Genomic DNA, 24,557 nt, shown 5'->3' with positions numbered 1-24,557 from the left:
CATATAACCCTCTGGGTTGGATCAGGTGTCCAACTCAAGGGGGTCACTTCATGGATGGGTTTACGGCGTCCCCGCAAACCCACAGTGCCCCGCCATCCCACGGAATGCCGCTCTTGCTTCGGCTTCTGCAGGTGCAGGGCTGCAAGCCCTGCAAAAGAAAAACCCTTACCCCCGCGGTCGTGTGCGCGACGGCACCAGCGCAAACGTATCCACCGCCAGCTTCTCGGCATGGTTCAACCACGCCCGGATCTCCAGATCATCCACCTCGTGGTCCAACCCGAACGAGACGTTGATCTTGCCGTCCGCATCCGGCTGCACCCACTGCTGGGCCAGCACCACCTTGCGCTGCGACGACACTGCCTCGATCCAGAAACCGCGGTCCGGGCGCTGGCTCGCCACCAGTTCCAGCATGTACTGGCCGGCACGGGTGCGGCGGCCCTTCTGGGTGATCATGTGCGCCTGGCGCACGCTCGGGCGCGGGCCCTGGAACGACTCCAGCGGTGCATCCACCGCGATGCCGCCACGCAGGTCGTCATCGCGGAACAACTTGATGCCGTTGTCGCGGTTCACCAGCAGCGCGCACCAGTCGCCGTCGGCCGAGCCATCCTCGAATGCCGTGCAGCGATCCACATAGGCGAGTGTGTTGTCCGGGTCGGCATCGTCGAACTGGCGCGAGGTGTTTTCCAGATACACCGATTTCAGGCTCCAGTCCTTGTCGTACTCCAGCAGCACCGGCGGCTGCACGTGCTGCAGGCCGACCACCACCTGGTCATCGCCATCGATCTTCAGTTCGCGGGTCGGCTCGCCCAACCAGAGCGAGCGGGCGAAGGCCAGGTACTGCGGATAATCGCGGCCACCATCGCGCTGGGTCGCCACACTCGCGCTGGGCGCGCGCTGGGTATCGATCAGCGAGCGACCGAAGCCCATCGTCTTCAGCTGCGGGTCCAGCAGGCTGAGCAGGGTCGCACCCGAATCCAGCGTGGTGCCGGCGTCGGCCTTCAGCTGCTGCGGGGCAATGCCATCGCCGAGGAACAGCAGCAGGTTCTCGCGCTTCTGCTGGGTCAGGATGTCGGTGAGGTCGTTGGGCATCGCCAGGTGATCCGAGGCGATCACGATCAGCGTGTCCTTGCCATAAGGGCTGGCCTGGATGCGCTGCACCAGCTGCGAGATCAGCCGGTCGCTGCACTTCAGCGCGTTGAGCATGTTGATGTTGCCGTACTTGCTTTCATAACGCTGGCCCTTGCACGCCACCGGCAGATGGCCGGCGGGGTGGTGGGTGTCCATGGTCAGCGTGGTCAGCATGAACGGCTCGCCCTTGCGCGAGAGCTGTTCGAAGCGCTGGTAGGCGGTGTCCAGCAGCACGTCGTCGTGCACGCCCCACGGCGAGTAATGCACGCGGCCGATCTTCTTCTGCTGCTTGAACCATTCCAGGTCGTGCACTTCATCGAAACCGTGGCTGGCCAGGAACTGGCCCTTGCCGGCGAAGCGGCCGCTGGCGCCGCCCAGGTAATGGTTTGTGTAGCCCTGCTGCTTCAGGTAGTCGCCCAGGCACACGGCCTTGGGCAGGAAGCTGCCCATGCGGTCCATGCTGTTTTCATCGCCCTGCGAGGTGGTCAGCGGCACGCCGCACATCGACGACACCAGGCCGGCGATGGTCCAGCCGCTGCCTTCGGCCGAGGCCAGCCCGCGCACGTCCAGCGACTGGCTGGCGAGACGGTTGATGTTGGGCATCAGGCCCGGGAACACGTTTTCGTCCAGATAGGTGCGTTCCAGGCTTTCGCCGTAGATCCAGACGATGTTGCGCGGGCGCTGCAGCGGCTGCGTCGGCACCTGGTATTCGGGAGCGATGCGGGCGAAATCGACCGGGCGCAGCTGCTGGTACAGGCGCTGGCCATCACGTGCCAGCGGGCTGATCATGATCGTGGTGATCCACACCACCGCGAAGCCGGCGAACCATGCGCCACCGCGACCCGGGCGGCGCCAGCGCTTCACCCGCGTGGCAAACAGCGGCAGCAGCGACACCAGGACGAGCGCGATGTAGCCGGCGATATAGCCCTTGAAGTCCGCGATGCCGGCGCCTTCCATGTCGGCGCCCAGGTGGTAGAGCGTTGCGGCATTCAGGCCATCGCCGGACAGCTTGTCGATCAACCACCACGTGCTGAGCAGGAGCAGCAGCAGCGAGAACGTGCTCGCCTTCCACCACACCCACTTATCGGAGGCGAGGAACAACCAGGCCAACAACAACAGCGACAGCAGCAGGATCCAGAGCATAAGCGGCTTCGGCAGTGACGGGAGGTGGTGATGGACGTCGTACCGACGCGTGTCCATCCGACCAGCGCTGCCTCAAGCACACGTGCATGACAGGCTGATGACCCGATAGTGCATGCACGAACCTGACTGAAATGTTTGTTTGTTACATGAGGTGAAATCGCGCGTTTCAAGTAAAACCAGCGTGAAAGCCGCTACGCGATTTCATTAAAAAACGGCGCGATTTCCCGCTTCTTCAACGATGCCCGCGTTCCTCACGCGCACGTGCACGCCGATCGAACAGCAATGCGCTGGTCACGATGCCCAGTCCGAGCACGACGCCGATCAGCATCAGGAACAGCGCGATGGCCGGATAGCCGAAGATGTGCCAGCCGGTCTCCAGCTTCATCATCAGCGAGGCAGCCATGATCAGTGCGGCACTGATGATGCCGGCCGCGACGCGATTGGCGATCTTCTGCAGGTTTTCCATCAGCCGCGATTCTTCCAGGCCGGTCACCTTCATCTGCAGGCGGTTCTCGGCCAGCAACGCCATGATGTCGGTCAGCTTGCGCGGCCCATCGCGCAGCAGCTGCTGCAGTTCCATCGCCTCACTGGCGAGGTTGGCCGCCGACAGCGATTTCTTCAGGCGTGCGCGCATCACGTGCTGCAGCTGGCGCTCGACGATGCGGCGCGTGTCCAGATCCGGTGCCAGCAGGCGGCACACCGTTTCCAGGTTCAGCAGGGCCTTGCCGACCAGACTCAGTTCCGGTGGCGTGCGCAGGCCGGACGCGGTGGCGATGCGCACCATGTCCAGCACCACGCGGCCTTCGGAGAAGCTGCCGCTGGCCGCGTACCGCGCGATCAGCTGGCCGGTCTCGCGCAGGTAGCGCTCCTCGTCGAAGGCTTCCAGCCGCGTGCTGATGCTGATCAGGTCGTCGGCCACTTCCTCGCCGCGGCCATCGACGGCGGCAAACAGGATCTTCAGCAGGCGCTCGCGCAGGCGCGGTGGCATGTGCGCGACCATGCCCAGGTCGAAGATCGCCAGGCGCCCATCGGGCGTCACCCGCAGGTTGCCCGGGTGTGGATCGGCATGGATCTCGCCATGCACGAAGATCTGGTCCAGGTAGCCACGGATCAGCGCGGCGGCCAACGGATCCATCGCCTGTTCGGTGCGGCGCACCTCGGGGATGGCATCCACGCGCACGCCGGTGGCCAGCTCCATGGTCAGCACGCGCTGGCTGCAGTAGTCCCACAGCGGCTGCGGTACCCACAGGCGGCGGAACGGCTTGAGGTGGCGGCCGAAGCGCGCCAGGTTCTCGGCCTCGGCTTGGTAATCCAGCTCCTGCATCAGGGTCTTGGCGAACTCGTTGAGCCAGTCACGCAGGCGCACGCGGCGGCCGACCTGGGTCAGGTGGTCGGCGGCCAGCGCGAAGCTGCGCAGCGCTTCCAGGTCCGAACGCAGCTGCGCGGCCACTTCCGGCTTCTGCACCTTCACCGCCACCTGGCGGCCGTCATGCAGGACCGCACGGTGCACTTGGGCGATGGAGGCACAGCCCAGTGGCTCGGGATCGAACGAGGCGAACAGCTTGTTCACCCCGGCGCCCAGTTCCTGCTCGATGATGGCGTGGATGCGCTCGACCGGGATCGGCGCCACGTTTTCCTGCATGCGTTCCAGCGCGGTGGCGAATTCGGCCGGCACCATGTCCGGGCGCGTGGACAGCATCTGCCCCAGCTTGACGAAGGTCGGCCCCAGCGCTTCCAGGTCGCTGACGAACTGCTCCGGATTGCCATCGGCGGGCACATCGCCGTGGCCTCCGGCCGCATCCAGGTTCATGCCGGAAAACACGCCCGAATGGCGGTAGCGCATCAGCAGGCGCAGGATCTGGCTGCGCCGGTTCATACCCTTGACCAGTGTGGGATTGGCCGTGGCGGTGGACGGATTGCTCAAGCGGAACTCCTCGGGGCGGTGCGCTGCTCTGGTAGCGCCGGGCCATGCCCGGCGGACGTGCCCGGCAGAAGGGGGGACCCTGCCAGTGTCCCTGCTGCGCGGTAGGCACGCAGTGAACCCGCTTCCGCAGCAGGCACCGGATCAGTCAGAATCCGCCCATCCCCTCTTTGGATCCACCATGGCCGGTGCCAGCCTGTTTGCCCTGCTCGACGATATCGCCACCCTGCTCGACGACGTCTCGATCCTCACCAAGGTCGCCGCGAAGAAAACCGCCGGCGTCCTGGGCGACGACCTGGCGCTGAACGCGCAGCAGGTGACCGGCGTCAACGCCAACCGCGAACTGCCGGTGGTGTGGGCGGTGGCCAAAGGCTCGCTGGTGAACAAGGTGATCCTGGTGCCCGCGGCGCTGGCGATCAGCGCGCTGGAAGCCTGGCTGCACAGCCGCGGCTGGAACGTGCCGCTGATCGTGCCGCTGATGATGATCGGCGGCGCCTTCCTGTGCTTTGAAGGCGTGGAAAAGCTGGCGCACCGCTTCCTGCATTCGGCCGATGAGGACGCCGAGCACCAGGCCGAGCGGCGCAAGGCGCTGGCCGATGCGCAGGTGGACATGGTGGCGTGGGAGAAGGACAAGGTGAAGGGGGCCATCCGCACCGACTTCATCCTCTCGGCCGAGATCATCGTGCTGACCCTGGGCGTGGTCGCCACCGTGGCCTTCACCCAGCAGCTGCTGACCCTGTCGGTGGTGGCCGTGGCGATGACGGTGTTCGTCTACGGGCTGGTGGCCGGCATCGTGAAGCTGGATGACGTGGGCCTGTACCTGTCGCGCAAGGGCGGTGCGGTGGCCGCGTTCGGTCGTGGCCTGGTGGTGTCCGCGCCGTGGCTGATGAAGTTCCTGTCGGTGGCCGGCACCATCGCCATGTTCCTGGTCGGTGGCGGCATCCTCGTGCACAACGTGCCGGCGCTGCACCACGCCGTGCAGGGCTTTGGTGGCGAAGGGCAGTGGGGCTGGCTGATCAGTGCCGCAGCGAACATGGTGGTCGGCATCGTTGCCGGCGCGATCGTGCTGGCCGCGGTGACCGGCATCCAGAAGCTGCGCGGGAAGTAAGCGAAGGGCGTGCCGACCAACGGTCGGCACCCACCAACCGCCGCCGCCGGGCCATGCCCACCAGGGCGGATTACCCCGCCTGCACCCGGTTCTTGCCCTGGCGCTTGGCCACGTACAGCGCTTCATCGGCGCGTCGCAGCAGGGCCTCGGCATCATCGCCGGGCTGCCACTGCGCCAGGCCGGCGCTGAAGTGCACCGGTACGCGCTTGTCCTGCACGGTCAGCACGCGATGGGCCAGTGAGCGCTGCAGGCGTTGCACGGTTGCCATGCTGTCGGCGCCCGGGGTTTCCGGCAGCAGCAGCACGAACTCGTCACCGCCGAGGCGCGCAACGCCATCGGTGGCGCGCAGCAGCAGCCGGCAGGTCGACACCAGGTGCTGCAGCAGCGCATCGCCACCGGCATGGCCGTGGGCATCGTTGGTCTGGTGGAAGTCATCCAGGTCGATCACCGCCAGGCCCAGCGGCGTGTTGTTGCGCGCCGCGCGGGCCATTTCCCGCTGCAGCATTTCGTCCAGGCCACGGCGGTTCAGCGCCTGGGTCAGCGGATCGATGCGGGCCAGGTCGCCGGCCTCGCGCAGTTCCTGTTCCAGTTCGCTGATGCGCCGCTCGGCGCGCTCCACTTCCTGCCGCGCACTGGCCAGGTGGTCGCGTGCCTGGGCGGCCTGCTGCTGCACCTTGCCGGTGTCATGCATCACTTCCTGCAGCAGCTGGTTGAGGTCGGCGATGCTGCGTGCCTCGCGCAGCTGCAGGGCATAGGTACCGATGCGGTCGTGGTACTCCCCGGTGCTGGCGGCCATGCCGTCCATGCGCTCGATGAACTCGCCCATCAGGCCGCGCATCGCCGCCTTGGAATCATCGATGCCCTGGCGCAGCAGCCCCTGCTTGTAGATCACCTCGCGCAGCTCGGCGCGCGTGCGCTCGACCGACTCCGCTTCCAGCGGGCCGGCCAGCAGCTGGCGTACCGCGGCGATCTGGCCCTGCAGCCAGCTGCGGTCATCCAGCAGCTCGCTGACGTTCTCCAGCAGCAGGGCGAACAGTTCCAGCAGCAGCGCCTGCTGTTCCTGCCAGCTTTCCGCACGCACGCCCACCTGGTGGCCCAGCTCGCGCACGCCCTGTTCGATGGGCTCCAGCGGTGCACCGGGCCGCCATTGCCGCAGCTTGCCGGCCAGCGCCTGGGCCTGTTCGCGCAGGTCCGGGTCGTGCAGCAGCAGCGACACCACCGCACCACCCAGCAGCAGGCGCAGCTGCTCGGACAGGCGCAGGCTGTCGGGCTGGCCATCGGGCGAGTGCTGCTCGATGGTGCGGATGTATTTGTCGATCAGCTGCCGCATGGCCCGGCCGTAGCGCGGCCAGTCGGCGCTGGCCTGGGCCGACTGCAGGCGGTCACCCATGTCGCCCAGCTCGCCGGGCAGGGTGGCCATGCCATTGGCGAAGGCGGCCAGCAGCGGCTCGGGCGCATCGGCACCGGCGAACAGCTGCTGCAGCGCCACGGCCGTGCCGCCCTGCAGGACCACCCGGTCACCGCGGCCATCGTCGGACACCGCACGCACGTGCGCCGGCGGTCCCAGGGCGGTACCGGGGGCAGGGCGGTGGTCGGGCTGGTCCGTCATGGCAAAAAAATCCTGGGGCTGGCAGGGACTGGTGACAGCATATCGGCGCGGCCGCCGACGGCTTGAACGGCTACGATGGACGACAGGATGCCGTAGGGGAGGTGGGTATGCGCGTGATGTTGCTGGGGGCGACCGGCCTGGTCGGCGGGCTGGCCCTGCCGATGCTGCTGGATGACCCGCTGTGCCGCGCGGTGGTGGCCCCGACCCGGCGCCCGCTGGGCCTGAGCCATCCGAAACTGCATGCCCCCGTGCTTCAGTTCGACGCCCTGCCCGATGCACCGGACTGGGCGCAGGTGGATGCGGTGATCTGCGCGCTGGGCAGCACCATGGCCCAGGCGGGGAGCCGCGAGGCCTTCCATCGCATCGACCACGACTATCCGCTGGCCTTCGCCCGCCTGGCGCGTACCCAGGGCGCGCGCGCCTTCGTGCTGAACTCCGCCGCCGGCGCCAACGCGGGCTCGGCCATCTTCTACAACCGGGTGAAGGGTGAGCTGGAGCGCGACCTGCGCGCACTGGGCTTCGCCTCGCTCACCCTGGTGCGGCCGGGCCTGATTGGCGGGCAGCGGCAGCAGGTGCGTCGCGGCGAGCACTTCGCCCTGCAGGTGCTGGGCGTGCTCGGGCCGGTGCTGCCGCGGGCCTGGCGGATCAATCCGGCCAACCGCATTGCCAGGGCGCTGGTGGATGCCGCACTGGCCCCGCCGCCGGGCGAGCACGTGGTGGCGTCCAGCGCGCTGGCAGGCTGATGTCGCGTGCGCTGCGCCTGACCCAGCTGCTGCAGCTGCTGCGCCGGCACCGCCGGCCGGTGGCCGGGCAGGCCCTGGCCGAAGCGCTCGGCATCAGCCTGCGCACGCTGTACCGCGATATCGAGACCCTGCGCGCGCAGGGTGCCGACCTGCGCGGCGAGGCCGGCGTGGGTTACCAGTTGATACCCGGCGACGTGCTGCCACCGATGACCCTGCCGCCGGCCGAGATCGATGCGCTGGTGCTGGGCCTGCGTTGGGTGGCTGCGCGCACCGAGCCGGCACTGGCTGATGCTGCTCGCGATGCCCTGGCACGGATCGCCCATGTACTGCCCGCCGCACGCCGTGAAGCGCTGCGCGACAGCGGCCTGCGCATTGGTCCCTCGAAGGCCAGAGCGACGGTGCCGGCGGCGCGGCTGCAGGCGGTGCGCGAAGCGGTGGGTGCGCAGCAGCGGCTGCAGTTTGCCTATGAGGATGCGCAGGGGCAGCGCAGCGAGCGCGTGGTCTGGCCGTTCGCGCTGGGCTACTTCGATGAGGTGGTGGTGCTGGCGGCATGGTGCGAGGGCCGCGAAGATTTCCGCCATTTCCGCCTGGACCGCATCCGGCGGGTGCGCACGCTGGAAGAGCGCTACCTGGTGCCGCGCGGCACGTTGCTGCGCCGCTGGCAGAAAGCGCAGGGCATCGCCCCGGATTGGCTGGACCGGGCGTGAGCTGCAAGAGCGCGCTGCCCGGAACCGGCGGCGTACGAAACGCCGGGGGTAGAGTCGACTGCTAGTCGACTATCGCGCGAAGCGCGGGATTTTCACGCAGGAGCAGTCGACTGACAGTCGACTCTACCAGGGCATAAGCGCAGGCCAGCGCCGTCAACGCTGCTGACAGGAACTGTCAGCAGGGCCGACGCACCATGGGCGCTCCCAACAACGGAGGTTCCCCATGTTCAAGCCCAGCACCCTGCTGCAGTACGTGCGCGATGTCGCGGCCAGTGCCACGTTCTACAGCGGCATCCTTGGCACGCCGCCGGTCGAGCAGTCGCCCGGCTTCGCCCTGTTCCTGCTCGGCGATGGCGCGGCCCTGGGCCTGTGGCAGCGCGATGGCGTGCTGCCGCCGGTCACCGCCGAGGCCGGCGCCGCCGAGCTGGCGATGGTGGTGGCCAACCCCGCCGAAGTGCAGCACCTGCATGATGCGTGGTGCGCACTGGGGGTACAGATCACCCAGGCGCCGGTCACCCTGGAGTTCGGCCATACCTTCACCGGCGTCGATCCCGATGGCCACCGCCTGCGCGTCTACAGCCGTGCAGAGGGCCTGGTGGCGCGCGACTGAGCAGAAGGGCAGGGGAACCGCACCCGGTTTCTGTACGTACGTCACGTTGAGGGATTTTCCTACAGATTTCTGGGATTTTTCCTGCGGTTCCCTCACCTTTCCGCCGAGGGTTCCATGCTAGTTTCTGCCCATCGACACTGCAGCGGGGTAACTCCAGCGTGGCTACCACCTTTCCCCGTCCCGGGCGCGCCCGGGGCAGAGGCGGGATACGTGTCCCCGGGGCGGCACGGTCCGCTGTCGCCCCGCTTCTGGTTTCCCTGTTCCTACTGACATCTGCGACAGGATGTTCCGCCATGAATGACACCGGACAGCAAGCGTCCCGTTTCCACGAACAGCAGTCCACGGCCGCGGGCAAGGCCCAGCTCGGCCAGTGGGCAGGCCCCGGCAGCGTACTGGCCGAGGCGGTGCAGCACCTGCGCGCGAAGGGCTTTGACTGCCAGCCCTCGCAGCCGCAGGCGCCCACCATCAAGGCCGCTTTCTACTGCAGCCTGCAGACGCCACCGCCGCCGCCGGCAGACCAGCGGGTTACCGCGCCGCCCACGCCGGTGCAGTGGATCGTGACGCTGGAATCGGAAGACGGCGTGCGCGTGCAGCACCTCGATGTGTCCCGTACGCCCGCCCATCTGGGAGATTGAGCCATGCCGGACGGCAACGCGAAGATCATCGTAGGGGCCAGCCCGGTTGCGGCCGGGCGGCGGCATACCTACCTGCTGTTCGAACATTCCGATGGCAGCCAGCAGGTGGTTCGCGGCGGCCCCGATACGCAGCCCGAAGGCAATGCGCTGTCCAACCTGGCCGGCAGTACCTTGCTGGGCTCGGACAACTACGGCCATATCCAGGTGGATGCAGCGCCGTATGAGCCGCCGCAGCAGTTCGTCAGCCAGCGCCAGGCCGATGGCAGCCATGCCCGGGTGCCGCTGGACCAGGCGCGGCTGGATGATCCGGCACTGCAGCGCAATGCCGAGGGCAAGGTGATGGTGGGCGAGCAGCGCTCACCCGACTGGCCGCTCCCCGGCGAGACCCATGAACGCCAGGTGGTCTGGCAGGGCAGCGACCAGGAACTGGAAAAGAAGCTCGCTGCGGCCAAGGCGGCCGGGCAGCAGATCAACGATGCGCAGATGGAGTATTCGCCGCTCTACAACAACAGCAACGGCGTCACCAGCACGTTGATGAAGGCGGCCGACATCACGCCATCGCTGCCCAAGGACAAGGACGGCAAGACCGTGGACGCGCCGGACTTCGGCGAGAACCTGCACCAGGATGTCGGCCTTGGCTCGCACCGCAGCGGCTACTGGTTCGATGGCAAGCAGTGGTATGACGGCGACGACCGCAGGATCCAGCCGCCGCGCGATGGCGAGAAGACAGTGCCGCTGGACCCGGACGCGAAGTCGCATTCCGGTTCGGGCCCGTTGCGCATCAGCGCCAATGACGGCGAGGCACCACGGCAGGGCGGCAATGCCGGCTTCTCCACCGGGGATGCGGAGCTGGACCGCATGGCCAGTGCCTTGTATGCCGGCGACGATGCCGCCTTCAATCGTGCCGCCGCGAACATCGCACAGTCGCCGGAAGTGGCCGCATTGGCACAGCAGGACCAGGCGGCCCATGAGCAGGCGCAGGTGCAGGCCCAGAACGCGGACGCCGCACAGCGCCAGCAGCCGGCGCAGCAGCCGCACGCACGCAGCATGGACGCCTGAACGGCGCACCGGGGGGAGCAGACAGCGTGGGCGAACAGGACCCCGCCGCCGTGCTGGCGGCGCTTCAGAACTCTCTGCGGCTGCAGGCCGCCATGCTGTCCAGGTTCGAGCAGCGCGAGACGCGCATGCAGGCCACCTTTGACCAGTGCGTGCAATCGCTGCAGGCGGACATGGAAGCACTCAACCGCAAGGTTGAAGCCATCGTGGGCGGTGCCAGTGCACGCATCGCATCGGATGCGAAGGACGCCGTGGCACCCGTTACCGCACAGTACGGGCGCGATCTTGCCGCCGCTGCCACGGTCCTGCGGCGCACCGGCGCCACGCTGTGGATGTGGAGCATCGCCGCCGGTGGCCTGCTGGTGCTGGTGCTGATCGTCGGCTGGGCGGTGCTGGGCTATTACCGCGGCGAACTGGCAAGCAGCAAGGAAGCGCTGCAGCGCTACGACGACGCGTTGCCGGTGCTGCAGGCGTACTACGCTTCGGATGCGGTGATCTGCGATGGCCGCGTGTGCATCAACCCTGAAGCCGGTACCCCACGCGGTGGCGGCGACAAGCCCTACCGGCGTGCCAAGGCGCGCCACTGAGGCCGGCACGCGGATGAAGAAAAGGCTGCGATCCCGGAGGATCGCAGCCTTTTGCGTTTACCGGCCTGGGCGGTGGATCAGCTGGCCAGCGCCAGATCATCCATCATCGCGCGCAGGAAGCGGGCCGCTTCACCGCCGGTGGCAGCGCGGTGGTCGAAGGTCACCGACAGCGGGATCACCTTGTGGGCTTCCACGCCGCCCATCACCGGGGTCATCTGGTGGCGGGCACGGCCGGCACCGATGATGGCCACGCACGGCGGCACCACGACCGGGGTCGCGTAGCGGCCGGCGAACATGCCGAAGTTGGACAGCGAGATGGTGTAGCCACTCAGTTCCGAGGCGGCGATCGAGCGCGCTTCCACCTGCTCACGCAGGCGGTTGACGCCTTCGCGGATGCCACGGGCATCGAGCATGTCGGCATTGCGCAGCGCCGGCACGAACAGGCCGTCGTCGGTGTCCACGGCGATGCCGATGTCCACCTGCGCGTGCAGGGTGCGGGTCAGCGCTTCGCCGTCGAACCAGGCGTTCATGGCCGGCACCTTCTGCGCGGCAACCACGATCGCACGCACCAGGCGGGCGGTGACGTCGTTGCCCGGCAGCCAGGCGTGGATGTCGGCGTCGTCGTTCAGTGTGGTCGGCACGACCTTGCTGTGCGCATCGGCCATCACGCGTGCCATGTTGCGGCGCACGCCCTTCAGCGGTTCCGGCTGGCCCTTGGCGACCACGCCCGGCGGCTGGGTGCGCATCGGCTTGCCGGCGGCAGACAGCGGGGTGCGGGCTTCGCTCTGCACCGGCGCGGCCACGTGGGCCGGGGCCGGCGCGGCATAGGCAGCGGCAGCCACCGGGGCCGGCGCAGCGCCGAGCTTGGCGCTGCCGTCGGCCGCGGCCTGCTTGACGTCGGCCATGGTCACCGCGCCATCGGCGCCGGTGGCACGCACGCGGGCCAGGTCCACGCCCAGCTTGCGCGCGGTGGCACGCACGGCCGGCACGGCCTTGACGCCACCGACGGCCAGCGCCTGTTCGGTGTGCACGGCATTGGAGCTCTGCATCGCGCCGACCACGGTGCCGGCGTCATCGCGCTCGGCCTTTTCTTCGGCAGCGGCAGCCACCGGGGCGGCAGCAGCCGGCAGCGGCGGCGGGTTCGGTGCAGCCGGGGCCGCCGGGGCGTGCCCGTGGCTGTGGCCGGTGTCCTGGCCATCAGCGCGCTGCGGCAGGTTCGGGTCGATCTCGAAGGTGGCCAGTACGGCACCGGTCGGGATGATGTCGCCGGCGGCGCCGGACAGCTTCAGCACCGTGCCGGACACCGGCGAGGGCACTTCCACCACGGCCTTGGCGGTCTCCATCGACACCAGCGGCGCGTCCAGCTTGATCACGTCGCCTTCCTTGACGAACCACTCGACGATGGTCGCGTCCGGCAGGCCTTCACCCAGGTCGGGCAGGTTGAAATTCTTGGTCTGGCTCATGTGCAGTTCTCTTCCAGCAGTTCCAGTTCGCGGGCCGGCAGCCAGCCCGTCGCGCCATTCGCGCGCTCGGACCACCACCACCCACCATGTTCGTGATGCAGCTTCACCATCTCGCCGTTTTCCACATCCAGCTCGCGGGCGTCGTAGTCGCGCAGGGCTTCGGCGCGACCATCATCCAGCAGCTGCAGCCAGGCGACGGGCGCCCATCCAGCGCGCCCATCGTTGGTGCGTACCCAGGCAAACGCCGGCCATTCCTCGTCACGTACACCGACTTCGACGATCTGGCCGGTGCGGAACCGGAGTGGATTGGAATACTGGCTGCGGTAAGCCCCAAGGAGCCGTGCCCGCATGTCAGCCTGCCGCCACCGCGCGCTTGGCCGCGGTCACGATCCGGTCCACGCTGGGCAGGTACTTCATTTCCAGGCGGAACAGCGGAATGTGGGTGTCGTAGCCGGTAACGCGCTCGACCGGGGCCAGCAGGTCGTACAGGGATTCTTCGGCCAGGCGCGCGGCGATCTCGGCACCGAAACCCGCGGTCTTCGGGGCTTCCTGCACGACCACGCAGCGGCCGGTCTTGGCCACCGATTCGGCGATGGTGGCGAAGTCCAGCGGACGCAGCGTGGCCACGTCGATGACTTCGGCACTGATGCCTTCGCCGGCCAGCTTGTCGGCCGCTTCCAGCGCTTCCTTCACCTGTGCGCCCCAGGCCACCAGGGTCACGTCGGTGCCGTCGCGCAGCACGAAGCACACGTCCAGCGGCAAGGCTTCGCCGTCGTTGACGACCACTTCCTTGTACTGGCGGTAGATGCGCTTGGGCTCCATGTAGATCACCGGGTCGGGATCACGCATGGCGGCCAGCAGCAGGCCGTAGGCACGCTGCGGGCTGGACGGCAGCACCACGCGCAGGCCCGGCACGTTGGTGAAGATCGATTCGTTGGCTTCGCTGTGGTGTTCCGGCGCGCGGATGCCACCGCCCCACGGCACGCGCAGCACCATCGGGCAGTGCAGGCGGCCACGGGTACGGGTACGCAGGCGCGCGGCGTGGCAGATGATGTGGTCGACCATCGGGTAGACGAAGCCGTCGAACTGGGCTTCGGCCACCGGCTTCATGCCCTGTGCGGCCAGGCCGACGGTGAGGCCGGCGATGGTGGTTTCATCCAGCGGGGTGTCGAGGATGCGCTGCGAACCGAAGCGCTGCTGCAGGCCGGCGGTGGCCCGGAACACGCCGCCGTTGACGCCCACGTCCTCGCCCAGCACCAGCACCGACGGGTCGTGTTCCAGCTCCCAGGCCAGGGCCTGGGTGATGGCTTCGATCAGGGTGATGGGGGTAGCGGTCATTGCGATATCTCCACCGGCGACAGCGGCGCTGTCGGCGGCATTGGCCTGGGAAGCGGATGCGCCCGTCTTGATGTCATCCATGGCGCTGCTCCAGGGCAATGGCGGCCGCGCGCTGGGCCAGCAGGTCCGCCGGCGGATCGGCATACAGGTAGTCGAACATCGCCTCGACCGGCTGCACCGGGGTGTTGAGGTACTGGTTCACTTCCTCGTCCACCTTGGCCGCGCACTGCTCGACCCAGGTCTTTTCTTCGTCGTCGCTCCACACGCCGTTGGCGATGAGGTACTTGCGCAGGCGCAGCATCGGCTCACGGGTCCAGGCGTCCTTCACCTCGGCGTCGTCGCGGTAACGGCGCGCATCGTCGGCGGTGGTGTGGTCGGACAGGCGGTAGGTCAGCAGTTCCAGCACGGTGCCGCCTTCGCCGGCCAGGCCGCGTTCGCGGGCCTGTTCCATCGCGGCCAGCACGGCGATCAGGTCGTTGCCGTCCACCTGCAGGCAGTGCAGGCCGCCGGCCAGGCCCTTCTGGGCCAGGGTTTCGGCACCGGTCTGGGCCGAACGCGGCACCGAGATCGCCCAGCCGTTGTTGACGATGCACAGGATCAGCGGAAGCTTGTAGGCACCGGCCGAGTTGAGCGCGGCATAGAAGTCGGTCTTCGAGCTGCCGCCATCGCCGCACACCGCCACCGCGATCTGCGCTTCGTTGTTGAGCTTGAACTTCAGCGCAGCGCCGGCAGCGTGCAGGCACTGGGTGGAGATCGGCACGCAGAACGGGAAGTCCTTCACCGCGTTGCCGGTGTAGTCGTTGCCGCGCTCGTCGCCGCCCCAGTACATCAGCACGTCGTACGGGCGCACGCCACGCATGAACATGGCACCGTATTCGCGGTAGCTGGGCGCGAACACGTCGCCGGCCTTCATCGCGGCGCCGATGCCGACGTGTGCGGCTTCGTGGCCCAGGCAGGCGGCGTAGGTGCCGAGCTTGCCGGTGCGCTGCAGCGCGATGGATTTGCTGTCGAACGTGCGTACGTACAGCATCTGCTTGAACAGCGGCACCAGGACGGCCGGATCCTTCAGGGAGGCGGGCAGGTCGTCACGGACGAGCTTGCCGTCCGCGTCCAGGTACTGCAGGTATTCGATCTTGAACTCAGCGGCAACCGTCATTGCGTACTGCACCTTCGACAGAGAAGTTACAAATGATATGAATCGCCATGTTAAGGATTGCGTACGAAATAGCCTTCCTGCGGCGCAACACGGGGATTCCCCTTTGTACCCCTGGCGACGGCTCGGGGGCCAATAACAACAACGTATTCAGTCGTTGCTGCAAAGCATCAGAATACGCCTTTGGCTGACTGCCGGCGCAACGCCGCAAACGGTTCCACGCGCAACGGCGGTTCCACAGGCCTACCGCACGCCCCGGTACGGTCGTCCGGCTGCCCGCACGGCAGGCAACGCGCTACCCTTGCCGCCCCTGATCTGGTCCCGCCCATGTCCGTCGACAACAACCAACGCGATCTCGAAGCCGGCATCCACACCGACCTGCAGGGGCGCCTGACCTACGGCGGCTACCTGCGCCTGGACCAGCTGCTGGCCGCGCAGCAGCCGCTGTCCAGCCCGCCGCACCACGACGAGATGCTCTTCATCATCCAGCACCAGACCTCGGAGCTGTGGCTGAAGCTGCTGGGCCATGAGCTGCGTGCGGCGATCGGCTTCCTGCAGCGCGATGAAGTCTGGCAGTGCCGCAAGGTGCTGGCGCGCAGCAAGCAGGTGCTGCGCCAGCTGACCGAGCAGTGGTCGGTGCTGGAAACGCTGACCCCGTCCGAGTACATGGGCTTCCGCGACGTGCTGGGCCCGTCCTCGGGCTTCCAGTCGTTGCAGTACCGCTACATCGAGTTTCTGCTGGGCAACAAGAACGCGCAGATGCTGCAGGTGTTCGAGCACGACGTGGACGGCCAGGCGCAGCTGCGCACCGTGCTGGAAGCGCCGAGCCTGTACGAGGAATTCCTGAAGTACCTGGCGCGCTTCGGCCACGATATCCCCGACCTCTACCGCGACCGCGACTGGACCCAGCCGCACGTGTCCGATGACAGCCTGCAGCCGGTGTTCGCCCGCATCTACCAGGACACCGACCGCTACTGGCGCGAGTACTCGCTGTGCGAGGACCTGGTGGACCTGGAAACCGCCTTCCAGCTGTGGCGCTTCCGCCACATGCGCACCGTGATGCGGGTGATCGGCTTCAAGCGCGGTACCGGCGGTTCGTCCGGGGTGGGCTTCCTGCGACAGGCACTGGAGCTGACCTTCTTCCCCGAGCTGTTCCAGGTGCGCACCAGCCTGCAGGTCGCGCCGCCGGCCGACCTGGCCTGAGCCCCATTCAGCAAGGCCGCCGACGACGGGCTGGATCGTTTCAGATGCAAGTTCAGCGAGCAGGCCGTGACCTGCCTCAAACGGCGTGTATTTGACGTGAACGCCAGAAGTCGGTGATCCTCGCGCGTTGCTCCAGCGCACATCGGATGTGCCGTCCATCCACCGAACCAGGAAATCCGCATGAGCCTAAACGCCACTGCGAACACCCCAGAGCCGGCGCTGCCGGACTTCAATACCACGATGGGCCACCCGCGCCCGCTGTGGATGCTGTTCATGACCGAGTTCTGGGAGCGCTTTGCGTTCTACGGCATCCGCTGGGCCTTGGTGCTGTACATCGTCGCCCAGTTCTACAACGGCAGCGCTGCCGGTGAAGGCGACGCCAGCCGCATCTACGGTGCCTACCTGGCCCTGGTGTACGCCGCGGCGATCTTCGGTGGCTACGTGGCCGACCGGGTGCTGGGTTACCAGCGATCGATCCTGACCGGCGCGATCATCATGGCCGCCGGCCTGTTCATGATCTCGCTGCCGCAGGAGCACATCTTCAAGCTCGGCCTGGCCACGATCATCGTCGGCAACGGTCTGTTCAAGCCGAACATCTCCACCATGGTCGGCAAGCTGTACGGCCTGAAGGATGAGCGCCGCGATTCGGGCTTCACCATCTTCTACATGGGCATCAACATCGGCGCGATGATCGCCCCGGTGCTGACCGAGTACCTGGCCCGCAAGGTCTTCGGTACCGATGCGATGCCGTCCTACAAGGTCGTGTTCATCGCCTCGGGCGTGGGCATGCTGATCTCGCTGGTGTGGTTCTACATCGGTCGCGCCGGCCTGAAGGGCATTGGTGCACCGCCGGTGGGTGCCGAAGGCATCGGCCCGATCATCAAGGTGCTGGTCGGTGCGGTCGTCGCCATTCCGGTGTCGTACTTCCTGCTGGCCACCGGCGCCGCCGCGCTGGCCTGGATCCTGGGCGCGATGTTCACCGCCCTGGCCATCCTGCTGCTGGTTGAAGGCATCCGCGAAGGCAAGGTGCAGCGCGACCGCGTGATCGCCATGCTGATCATCTTCGCCTTCAACGTCATGTTCTGGATGTTCTTCGAACAGGCCGGCAGCTCCTTCACCTTCCTGGCCGAGAACATCGTCAACCGCCAGTTCGGTGAGTGGACCTTCCCGACCGCGTGGTTCCAGTCGGTCAACTCGGTGGCCATCATCACCCTGGCCCCGATCATCGCCTGGATCTGGGTGGCCATGGGCCGCGCCAATCCGTCCATCCCGCGCAAGTTCGGCCTGGGCCTGCTGTTCAACGGCGCCGCCTTCGCCCTGCTGATGTTCGCCCTGTCGCAGATGGTCGTGGACGGCAAGATTCCGTTCTGGACCCTGTTCATGGTCTACGTCATCCAGTCGGTGGGCGAGCTGTGCCTGTCGCCGATCGGCCTGTCGATGGTGACCAAGCTGGCCCCGGTGCGTCTGGTCGGCTTCGGCATGGGTGGCTGGTTCCTGTCCACCGGCATCGGCAACAACCTGTCGGGCATCTTCGCCGGCGCGGTGTCCGGTGAAGGCGGCATGACGATCGAATCGGCGCTGAAGGGGTATACCTTCGGGTTCTGGGCCCTGATCGGCTCCGGCGTGGTGCTGTTCCTGATCGCCCCGCTGATCAACAAGCTGATGCACGGCGTCAAGTAAACACAGAGGGTAGTAGGCATGCGTACAACGTTTGGCAGTGCAGTGGTGGCAGTGGTGTGTGCGGCGCTGATCAGCGCCTGTTCCCAGCAACCGCCGCCGGCGCCTGCCGAACCGACGCAACCGCTCGATACCCGTCCCACCGAGCCACCGGCCGCTGACCCCAGCGCGCCGGTGGCCTCGGGCAACACCCCGGCGGCGGCTGACATCGCCGCCATCGCCGGCCTCAATGCCAGCTTCGACCCCGCGCGTGACCCGGCCGCCGATCTGGAAACCGCCAAGGTTGAAGCCCAGCGCGGCAACAAGCACATCATCCTGGACGTGGGCGGCGAGTGGTGCCCCTGGTGCCACCTGATGGACCAGTTCGTCGAAGGCGATGCTGAGATCCGCCGCTTCCGCGATGCCAACTATGTGTGGATGAAGGTCAACTACAGCGAAGAGAACGAGAACGCGGCGTTCCTCTCGCAGTACCCGCAGGTGAAGGGTTACCCGCACCTGTTCGTGCTCGATTCGGATGGCACCCTGCTGCAGTCGCAGTTCACCGGCGAGCTGGAAAAAGCCAAGAACGAAGGCAAGGGCTACAACCGCAGCAAGTTCATGGCCTTCCTGAAGAAGTGGGCGCCGCAGCGCTGACCCCGGTTCTGTAGAGCCGAGCCCACGCTCGGCTGCTACAGAAACCCACCCCACGGCCGCTAACGGCAAGGACATCAGTCGACAGGATCGTCGGCTGCCCCTACCGGAGCGCCCATGCACAGCGACCACGCCCAACGCCAGCCCGACGCGGCCAGCGACGCCGCCCCCGAGGGGGTGAGCCTGCCGCCGCAGGATGCCCTGCTGGATGATGCAGGCACCGGCGAGGACGGTGTGGAGCTGGCACCGCCGCGCCACCGCCTGCCGCAGATCGCCCTGCCGGACAACGTCGTGCTGAAGGGCGCGGTGCAGAAGCTGGTCGAACAGAAAGCCCGCCTGGACCGTCTGGCCGCCGAAGGCCAGCTGGCTGGCCTGCTGCCGCCGGAGTGGCAGGGCAATGGCCTGCGTGCGATCGATCTTTCCAGCTTCGTGCAGGGCGTGCTGCCGTTCCTGCAGACCGGCGAGCGTGGCGAGACCGCGCCGGCCCGCCTGCCGGTGCGCCACGTGCTGGGTGATGACAGCCGCTGGGGCTTGGAGGACGTGGCCGAACCCAAATCGCTGGCCTGGTACCTGGCCGCGGATGACCGCGCCACGGCCGGCAGCAAGGACGTGGCCGAAGCCTGGCTGGTCGGCGCGCTGGGCCTCGCGTTCATGCAGGAAGGGCGCAGCCGCCCCGGCTTCCTGCGCGCGATGGACCAGGACAGCCTGGCCGCGCGGGTGACCATGCTGGGCTACCCGCCGCCGGGCGAGCTCGCCCTGTACAGCGTGACCGCGCACGGCCAGGCGCAGATCTGGTGCGTGTACGGCCGTCGCAAGGTGCGCCCGCTGGTGGCGCCTTGGCTGAGCGTGCCGCTGCTGACCGCCTATGGCGTGGCCGCGCCCGCCGCCTGGCCGGCCAGTTTCCCGCCGGTGGAAGCGGTGGCCGAAGCCATTGCCGCCGCCCGTCCGGGCAAGCTGGTGCCGGAAGTGGACCTCGGCAAGGTCGTGGCGAAGATCGCCGAAGACGCCGCCGCCGAAACCTGGCAGCCGGTCAGCCTGCTGCAGCTCAACACCTGGTCACCGCGCTGGACCTTCTTCCTCGGCACCTTTGTCGGCCTCCCGTCATTGCTGCTGGTGGCCGCCGCGCTTGCGCTGCCGGGTGCGATCGAAGCGGCGACGGTCGCGGCCTCGCTGGGCTTTGCCGGCGGCGCCATCGCCGCGTTGGCCGTGCCGTGGATCCATGCGCGGCGCAAGCACCTGAGCTGAGCCGCGGGGTCGGATCCCTTTCCGCAGGAAAGGGCTCTGACCCCATTGCGGGTAAAGGCATCGCAGCCATCCACGCATGGCGTGGATCTACTCCCGCACCATCCGCAACGCGGTCGCATAGGCCTTGGCGAAGCTGGTGAAATCGCGCAGCCGGTTCAGCGACAGCAGGAACCCGGGCGGGCAGGGCTTCAGGCGATGGTGCTCGAACCAGACGTCGGCGATGGATTCCACCGTCGCCAGCGCCTCATCGATGCGCTGCAGGTCGGCCTCATGATCGATGGAGACAGGGGCGGGCGCCGGAACCTTGCGGCGGGCGGATCGGGACATGGTGGGATTCCTGAGCCTGGGTCAACGGGCTTTCAACCCCGGCAGCGGTGCTCCGCTGCGCGCCCAACCTCGCCCCGGTGGGGCCGGTCGTCCAATAGGCAAAATCACTCGATTGAAGCCGTTGGATAGGCCCGACCTGTCCAAGACGACGCTACCGGGCCGATCCCGAAACATCAGGCGGCAAAGCCGACATCCGGTGACGCGCCCGGCATGAGTGCCGTTCGTCGGCGAACACCGAGCCGCGTGCACCCAATGTCATCAAAGATGGCCCGACGCACGCGCGCAGGGTTACCGGCGACACGTCGGGGATGGCAGCCAACGTTATCCACGCATGGCGTGGATCTACCGGAACGGTGTCCGGCTCGGGTGGGGGCCGGCCGTTGGTCGGCACGGGTTCTGACCCACAATTAATTTCGCTATCTGACAGATGTGCCGACCAACGGTCGGCACCCACCGACAGCGCACGGAATCTGTCAGAGGTGGGGCGGTGTGGGCTTGCAGGACCGTTGGCGCCATGGATGGCGCCATCGAGCCCCCAGGGGTGAGGGCGCTTTGCTTGCGAAGCATTGCTTCGCAAGCGCCCGAACGCACAGCCGCCAGCGGCTGGGCCGGACCCCGGAGGGGGGTTCACGGCGTGTCCTGCAAGGCCACACCGCCCCGCCATCCCACGGAAAGCCAGCTGTTGCTCTGGACGTTGCCCCAGTCGAGCACGATCGACGCGACCGGGGTCCGGGGCAGGGCCCCGGAAACTTCCCCTCAGACGCCTTCGCCCATCCGCTCCAGGCCGTCACCGGCCAGCCGCAGGATCAGCTTCTCCAGCACCTGCTCTTCTTCCTCGCTCAGCACCGACATCAGCTTGCGGGTGATCTCGATGACCAGCGGCGCGATCGTCTCGTACACCTCGAACCCCGCCGCCGACAGCGCCAGCACCGAGCGCCGGCGGTCGTCGCCATGCGTCTCACGCTTGATGAAACCGCGCTCCAGCAGGCGCGCCACCGCCCGGCTGACCGCCACCTTGTCCATCGCCGTGCGGTCGGAGACCTCACTGGCCGACGACCCCGGATACAGCGCCAGGATGGTGATCACCCGCCACTCGGGAATGGCCAAGCCGTAACGGTCGCCATAGAGTTTGGCGATGTTGCCGCTCACGCGGTTGGACAGCACGCTCAGCCGATACGGCAGGAACTGTTCCAGGTCGAGCAGGACGTGCGAGGCGCGCACGCGGGTGGAGGCGGGGTCGGCTGGGCTCATGCTGCGGTGCACCTTGCTGGTGGTTTCAAGTGTAACTATAAGTGGTATGTCCGGACCCTGCATTCTCGCCGGGTCCACCCTAGCCCGCACCTGGTTTGTACCGATGCGGTACCGATTCGGAGCCACGCCATGAATACCGCAGTCCCGACCGCCTCGCACCCGAACCCCGGCATGCAGGTCACCACCTTCGAAAACCCGATGGGCATCGACGGCTTCGAGTTCGTCGAATTTGCCGCCCCGGCCGGCCGTGGCCAGGAGCTGCACGAGTACTTCCGCAAGATGGGCTTCAGCGCGGTGCTCAAGCACAAGCAGCGTCCGATTACCGTCTATCGCCAGGGCGACGTCAACTTCCTCGTCAACGAAGACCCGGATTCCTTCGCCGCCGACTTCGCCGAAAAGCACGGTCCGTGCGCCTGCGGCTTCGCCATCCGCTTCAAGAAGCCGGGCCAGGAGGTCTACCAGACCGCCCTGGGCAACGGCGCCGAAGCCATCGCCTTCAAGCCGGACAGCAAGGCCGTCAACGCCCCGGTCATCAAGGGCATCGGCGATTGCATGCTGTACCTGGTGGACCGCTACGGCAGCGCCGGCAGCGTCTTCGATGGCGATTATGAAGTGATCGACGGCGCCGACCTGCGTCCGTTCGGCTTCGGCCTGACCTTCATCGACCACCTGACCCACAACCTGTACTTCGGCAACATGCAGCAGTGGTCGGATTACTACGAGCGCCTGTTCAACTTCCGCGAGATCCGCTACTTCGACATCAAGGGCCTGAAGACCGGCCTGGTGTCCAAGGCGATGACCGCGCCGGACGGCATCGTGCGCATCCCGCTGAACGAATCATCCGACCCGAAGAGCCAGATCAACGAGTACCTGGACGCGTACAAGGGCGAGGGCATCCAGCACATCGCCTGCTTCACCGACAACATCTACGAGACCGTCGAAGCCATGCGCGCGCAGGGCGTCGATTTCCTCGACACGCCGGAAACCTACTTCGATGTGATCGACCAGCGCGTGCCGAACCACGGTGAAGACGTGGCGCGCCTGGCGAAGAACAAGATCCTGATCGACGCCGATCCGGAAACCCACCAGCGCAAGCTGCTGCAGATCTTCACCCAGAACTGCATCGGCCCGATCTTCTTCGAGATCATCCAGCGCAAGGGCAACGAAGGCTTCGGCGAAGGCAACTTCACCGCGCTGTTCGAAAGCATCGAGCGCGACCAGATCCGCCGCGGCGTGCTGTAACGTTCATCGGCAGCGCCGGGCGACGCCCGGCGGCTGCTCACCAGTAGAGCCGAGCCATGCTCGGCTGCTTTCCGTTCCGGCATCGCGTTCCAGGAGCCACCATGTCCACCGCCCTCATCGCCCGCGGCTACCAGTCCGGTTTCGGCAACGAATTCGCCACCGAGGCCGTCGCCGGCGCGCTGCCGGTCGGGCAGAACTCGCCGCAGAAGGTGGCCCACGGCCTGTATGCCGAACAGCTGTCCGGCACCGCGTTCACCGCGCCGCGCGGCAGCAACCGCCGCAGCTGGCTGTACCGCATCCGCCCGGCGGTGACCCACGGCGAATTCACTCCGTTCGCGCAGTCGCAGCTGCAGTGTGATTTCGGCGCGCAGCCGGCGTCGCCGAACCAGCTGCGCTGGAGCCCGCTGCCGCTGCCGGAACTGCCGACCGATTTCGTCGAAGGCCTGTACACGATGGGCGGCAACGGCGCGCCCGATGCGCATGCCGGCGTCGGCATCCATCTGTACGCCGCCAACCGGGACATGGTCGGCCGCTACTTCTACAACGCCGACGGCGAACTGCTGATCGTGCCGCAGCTGGGCGCGCTGCGCCTGCTGACCGAACTGGGCGTGATCGAGATCGAACCGCAGCAGATCGCGGTCATTCCGCGCGGCGTGCGCTTCCGCGTCGAGCTGCCCGACGGCCCCAGCCGCGGCTACATCTGCGAAAACTACGGCGCGCTGCTGAAGCTGCCGGACCTGGGCCCGATCGGTGCCAACGGCCTGGCCAACCCGCGCGACTTCGAAACCCCGCACGCCGCATTCGAGGATGTGGACGGTGATTTCGAACTGATCGCCAAGTTCGAGGGCCGCCTGTGGCGCGCGCCCATCGACCATTCGCCGCTGGACGTGGTGGCCTGGCACGGCAACTACGCGCCGTACCGCTACGACCTGCGCCGCTTCAACACGATCGGCTCGATCAGCTACGACCATCCGGACCCGTCGATCTTCCTGGTGCTGCATTCGCCCAGCGACACGCCCGGCACCAGCAACATGGATTTCGCGATCTTCCCGCCGCGCTGGCTGGTGGCGCAGAACACGTTCCGTCCGCCGTGGTTCCACCGCAACATCGCCAGCGAGTTCATGGGCCTGGTGCACGGTGCCTACGACGCCAAGGCCGAGGGCTTCGTGCCCGGTGGCGCGTCGCTGCACAACTGCATGAGCGGCCATGGCCCGGATGCGCCGACCTTCGACAAGGCATCCAATGCCGACCTGTCCAAGGCCGATGTCATCAAGGACACGATGGCCTTCATGTTCGAGACCCGCGCGGTGATCCGCCCGAGCGCGCAGGCTGTGGCCGCCAGCCACCGCCAGGGCGATTACCAGCAGTGCTGGAACGGCCTGCGCAACAACTTCCGTTGATTCATCGCATCCACGCATGGCGTGGATCTACGGGTTGATCCGGTCGCGTGATGTTGTAGATCCACGCCATGCGTGGATGTTTTCGCAACCCTACGCCGTTGCCGCAAACGCGTCGCAGTGCTCCATCGGCAGCGCTTCCAGCAGACGCTGCCGCACGCGCTGGCAATAGCCTTCTGAGGTCATGCCGGGCAGCACCTGCAGCGCCGCCTGCAGCACCTTCACCACGTCGTTCTCGGCGCGGGCCTGCTGCAGGTCGCGGAACAGGGCGGCGGCCATCGGATTGCGCTGCATCTCGAGGATGCCCAGCAGGTAGATGCGTGCGGCCACCAGCGAGCGACGGCGCTCGACCGGTGCAGCCGGGGCGGGGGCTGGCACGGGGGC

At 67.3% G+C, this 24,557-nt stretch carries 22 protein-coding genes and 1 pseudogene; 13 read left to right on the top strand and 10 right to left on the bottom strand.

What is annotated here, in order from left to right:
• Nucleotides 1-165: 165 nt before the first annotated feature.
• Together IAE56_RS13455 and IAE56_RS13450 are read right to left on the bottom strand one after the other, a co-directional pair.
• Complete coding sequence (locus IAE56_RS13455; RefSeq protein WP_200752867.1) at nt 166-2,271, bottom strand: phosphoglycerol transferase I; 2,106 nt, start codon at nt 2,269-2,271, stop codon at nt 166-168.
• Nucleotides 2,272-2,503: 232 nt separating this feature from the next.
• Nucleotides 2,504-4,147 carry an AarF/UbiB family protein gene (locus IAE56_RS13450; RefSeq protein WP_234456073.1) on the bottom strand — a complete coding sequence of 548 codons (1,644 nt, stop codon included), beginning with the start codon at nt 4,145-4,147 and terminating at the stop codon, nt 2,504-2,506.
• Nucleotides 4,148-4,373: 226 nt separating this feature from the next.
• Between IAE56_RS13450 and IAE56_RS13445 the strand changes: the two genes are divergently transcribed.
• Entirely contained in the window at nt 4,374-5,300 is a 927-nt protein-coding gene (locus tag IAE56_RS13445) for a DUF808 domain-containing protein (protein WP_200752865.1), read from the top strand.
• Nucleotides 5,301-5,370: 70 nt separating this feature from the next.
• Here IAE56_RS13445 and IAE56_RS13440 read toward each other — a convergent pair whose 3' ends face one another.
• The gene (locus IAE56_RS13440) at nt 5,371-6,909 is read right to left on the bottom strand and encodes a GGDEF domain-containing protein (protein ID WP_200752864.1); all 1,539 of its coding nucleotides are present in this window, start codon (nt 6,907-6,909) and stop codon (nt 5,371-5,373) included.
• 107 nt (nt 6,910-7,016) lie between these two features.
• On the opposite strand from IAE56_RS13440, the gene IAE56_RS13435 reads away from it, so the two are divergent.
• From IAE56_RS13435 to IAE56_RS13410, 6 genes are all read left to right on the top strand, one after another.
• Nucleotides 7,017-7,652, top strand: a complete 636-nt coding sequence (locus IAE56_RS13435; protein ID WP_200752863.1) for an NAD-dependent dehydratase — start codon at nt 7,017-7,019, stop codon at nt 7,650-7,652.
• A complete protein-coding gene (locus tag IAE56_RS13430) occupies nt 7,652-8,359 on the top strand; it encodes a YafY family protein (RefSeq protein ID WP_200752862.1) in 708 nt (235 codons plus the stop codon). The genes IAE56_RS13435 and IAE56_RS13430 overlap by 1 nt, the downstream gene beginning before the upstream one ends.
• Nucleotides 8,360-8,582: 223 nt before the next feature.
• A complete protein-coding gene (locus IAE56_RS13425) occupies nt 8,583-8,969 on the top strand; it encodes a VOC family protein (protein WP_108770273.1) in 387 nt (128 codons plus the stop codon).
• A gap of 293 nt (nt 8,970-9,262) precedes the next feature.
• Entirely contained in the window at nt 9,263-9,604 is a 342-nt protein-coding gene (locus IAE56_RS13420; RefSeq protein ID WP_108770272.1) for a hypothetical protein, read from the top strand.
• Between the two features lie 3 nt (nt 9,605-9,607).
• Nucleotides 9,608-10,663: a hypothetical protein gene (locus IAE56_RS13415; protein WP_200752861.1), complete on the top strand. Its 1,056-nt coding sequence runs from the start codon at nt 9,608-9,610 to the stop codon at nt 10,661-10,663.
• A 92-nt stretch (nt 10,664-10,755) separates the two neighbouring features.
• Nucleotides 10,756-11,247, top strand: a complete 492-nt coding sequence (locus tag IAE56_RS13410) for a hypothetical protein (RefSeq protein ID WP_234456072.1) — start codon at nt 10,756-10,758, stop codon at nt 11,245-11,247.
• Nucleotides 11,248-11,324: 77 nt separating this feature from the next.
• Here the strand turns inward: IAE56_RS13410 and IAE56_RS13405 are convergent, their stop codons facing one another.
• The 4 genes from IAE56_RS13405 to pdhA are packed head-to-tail and all read right to left on the bottom strand — an operon-like array spanning nt 11,325 to nt 15,204.
• On the bottom strand, nt 11,325-12,710 hold the full coding sequence (locus tag IAE56_RS13405; protein ID WP_200752860.1) for a dihydrolipoamide acetyltransferase family protein: 1,386 nt from the start codon (nt 12,708-12,710) through the stop codon (nt 11,325-11,327).
• On the bottom strand, nt 12,707-13,060 hold the full coding sequence (locus IAE56_RS13400; RefSeq protein ID WP_079223933.1) for an SH3 domain-containing protein: 354 nt from the start codon (nt 13,058-13,060) through the stop codon (nt 12,707-12,709). The genes IAE56_RS13405 and IAE56_RS13400 overlap by 4 nt, the downstream gene beginning before the upstream one ends.
• A gap of 1 nt (nt 13,061) precedes the next feature.
• Nucleotides 13,062-14,129, bottom strand: a complete 1,068-nt coding sequence (locus tag IAE56_RS13395; protein ID WP_079223931.1) for an alpha-ketoacid dehydrogenase subunit beta — start codon at nt 14,127-14,129, stop codon at nt 13,062-13,064.
• A complete protein-coding gene (gene pdhA, locus IAE56_RS13390) occupies nt 14,122-15,204 on the bottom strand; it encodes a pyruvate dehydrogenase (acetyl-transferring) E1 component subunit alpha (protein ID WP_200752859.1) in 1,083 nt (360 codons plus the stop codon). The genes IAE56_RS13395 and pdhA overlap by 8 nt, the downstream gene beginning before the upstream one ends.
• A 324-nt stretch (nt 15,205-15,528) precedes the next feature.
• On the opposite strand from pdhA, the gene IAE56_RS13385 reads away from it, so the two are divergent.
• From IAE56_RS13385 to IAE56_RS13370, 4 genes are all read left to right on the top strand, one after another.
• A complete protein-coding gene (locus tag IAE56_RS13385; protein ID WP_200752858.1) occupies nt 15,529-16,404 on the top strand; it encodes a tryptophan 2,3-dioxygenase family protein in 876 nt (291 codons plus the stop codon).
• 180 nt (nt 16,405-16,584) lie between these two features.
• Nucleotides 16,585-18,084, top strand: coding sequence for an oligopeptide:H+ symporter (locus IAE56_RS13380; RefSeq protein WP_200752857.1), 1,500 nt, complete (start codon nt 16,585-16,587; stop codon nt 18,082-18,084).
• Nucleotides 18,085-18,102: 18 nt separating this feature from the next.
• Entirely contained in the window at nt 18,103-18,714 is a 612-nt protein-coding gene (locus IAE56_RS13375; protein WP_200752856.1) for a thioredoxin family protein, read from the top strand.
• 114 nt (nt 18,715-18,828) lie between these two features.
• A complete protein-coding gene (locus IAE56_RS13370; RefSeq protein ID WP_200752855.1) occupies nt 18,829-19,956 on the top strand; it encodes a hypothetical protein in 1,128 nt (375 codons plus the stop codon).
• A gap of 87 nt (nt 19,957-20,043) precedes the next feature.
• Here the strand turns inward: IAE56_RS13370 and IAE56_RS13365 are convergent, their stop codons facing one another.
• Nucleotides 20,044-20,283 carry a hypothetical protein gene (locus IAE56_RS13365; RefSeq protein WP_200752854.1) on the bottom strand — a complete coding sequence of 80 codons (240 nt, stop codon included), beginning with the start codon at nt 20,281-20,283 and terminating at the stop codon, nt 20,044-20,046.
• A 756-nt stretch (nt 20,284-21,039) separates the two neighbouring features.
• Entirely contained in the window at nt 21,040-21,534 is a 495-nt protein-coding gene (locus IAE56_RS13360; RefSeq protein ID WP_079223924.1) for a MarR family winged helix-turn-helix transcriptional regulator, read from the bottom strand.
• A 129-nt stretch (nt 21,535-21,663) separates the two neighbouring features.
• Here IAE56_RS13360 and hppD point away from each other — a divergent pair, with 129 nt between their 5' ends.
• A complete protein-coding gene (hppD, locus tag IAE56_RS13355) occupies nt 21,664-22,776 on the top strand; it encodes a 4-hydroxyphenylpyruvate dioxygenase (protein WP_174208704.1) in 1,113 nt (370 codons plus the stop codon).
• Nucleotides 22,777-22,877: 101 nt separating this feature from the next.
• Nucleotides 22,878-24,176, top strand: coding sequence for a homogentisate 1,2-dioxygenase (gene hmgA / locus IAE56_RS13350; RefSeq protein WP_200752853.1), 1,299 nt, complete (start codon nt 22,878-22,880; stop codon nt 24,174-24,176).
• A 90-nt stretch (nt 24,177-24,266) separates the two neighbouring features.
• Here the strand turns inward: hmgA and IAE56_RS13345 are convergent.
• A pseudogene (locus IAE56_RS13345) lies at nt 24,267-24,557 on the bottom strand (hypothetical protein); the annotation flags it as partial.

Origin of the sequence: Stenotrophomonas sp. S41 (assembly GCF_016624625.1) — a bacterium.
Taxonomy (GTDB): domain Bacteria; phylum Pseudomonadota; class Gammaproteobacteria; order Xanthomonadales; family Xanthomonadaceae; genus Stenotrophomonas.
This window is presented reverse-complemented; position numbering and strand designations above follow the sequence as displayed.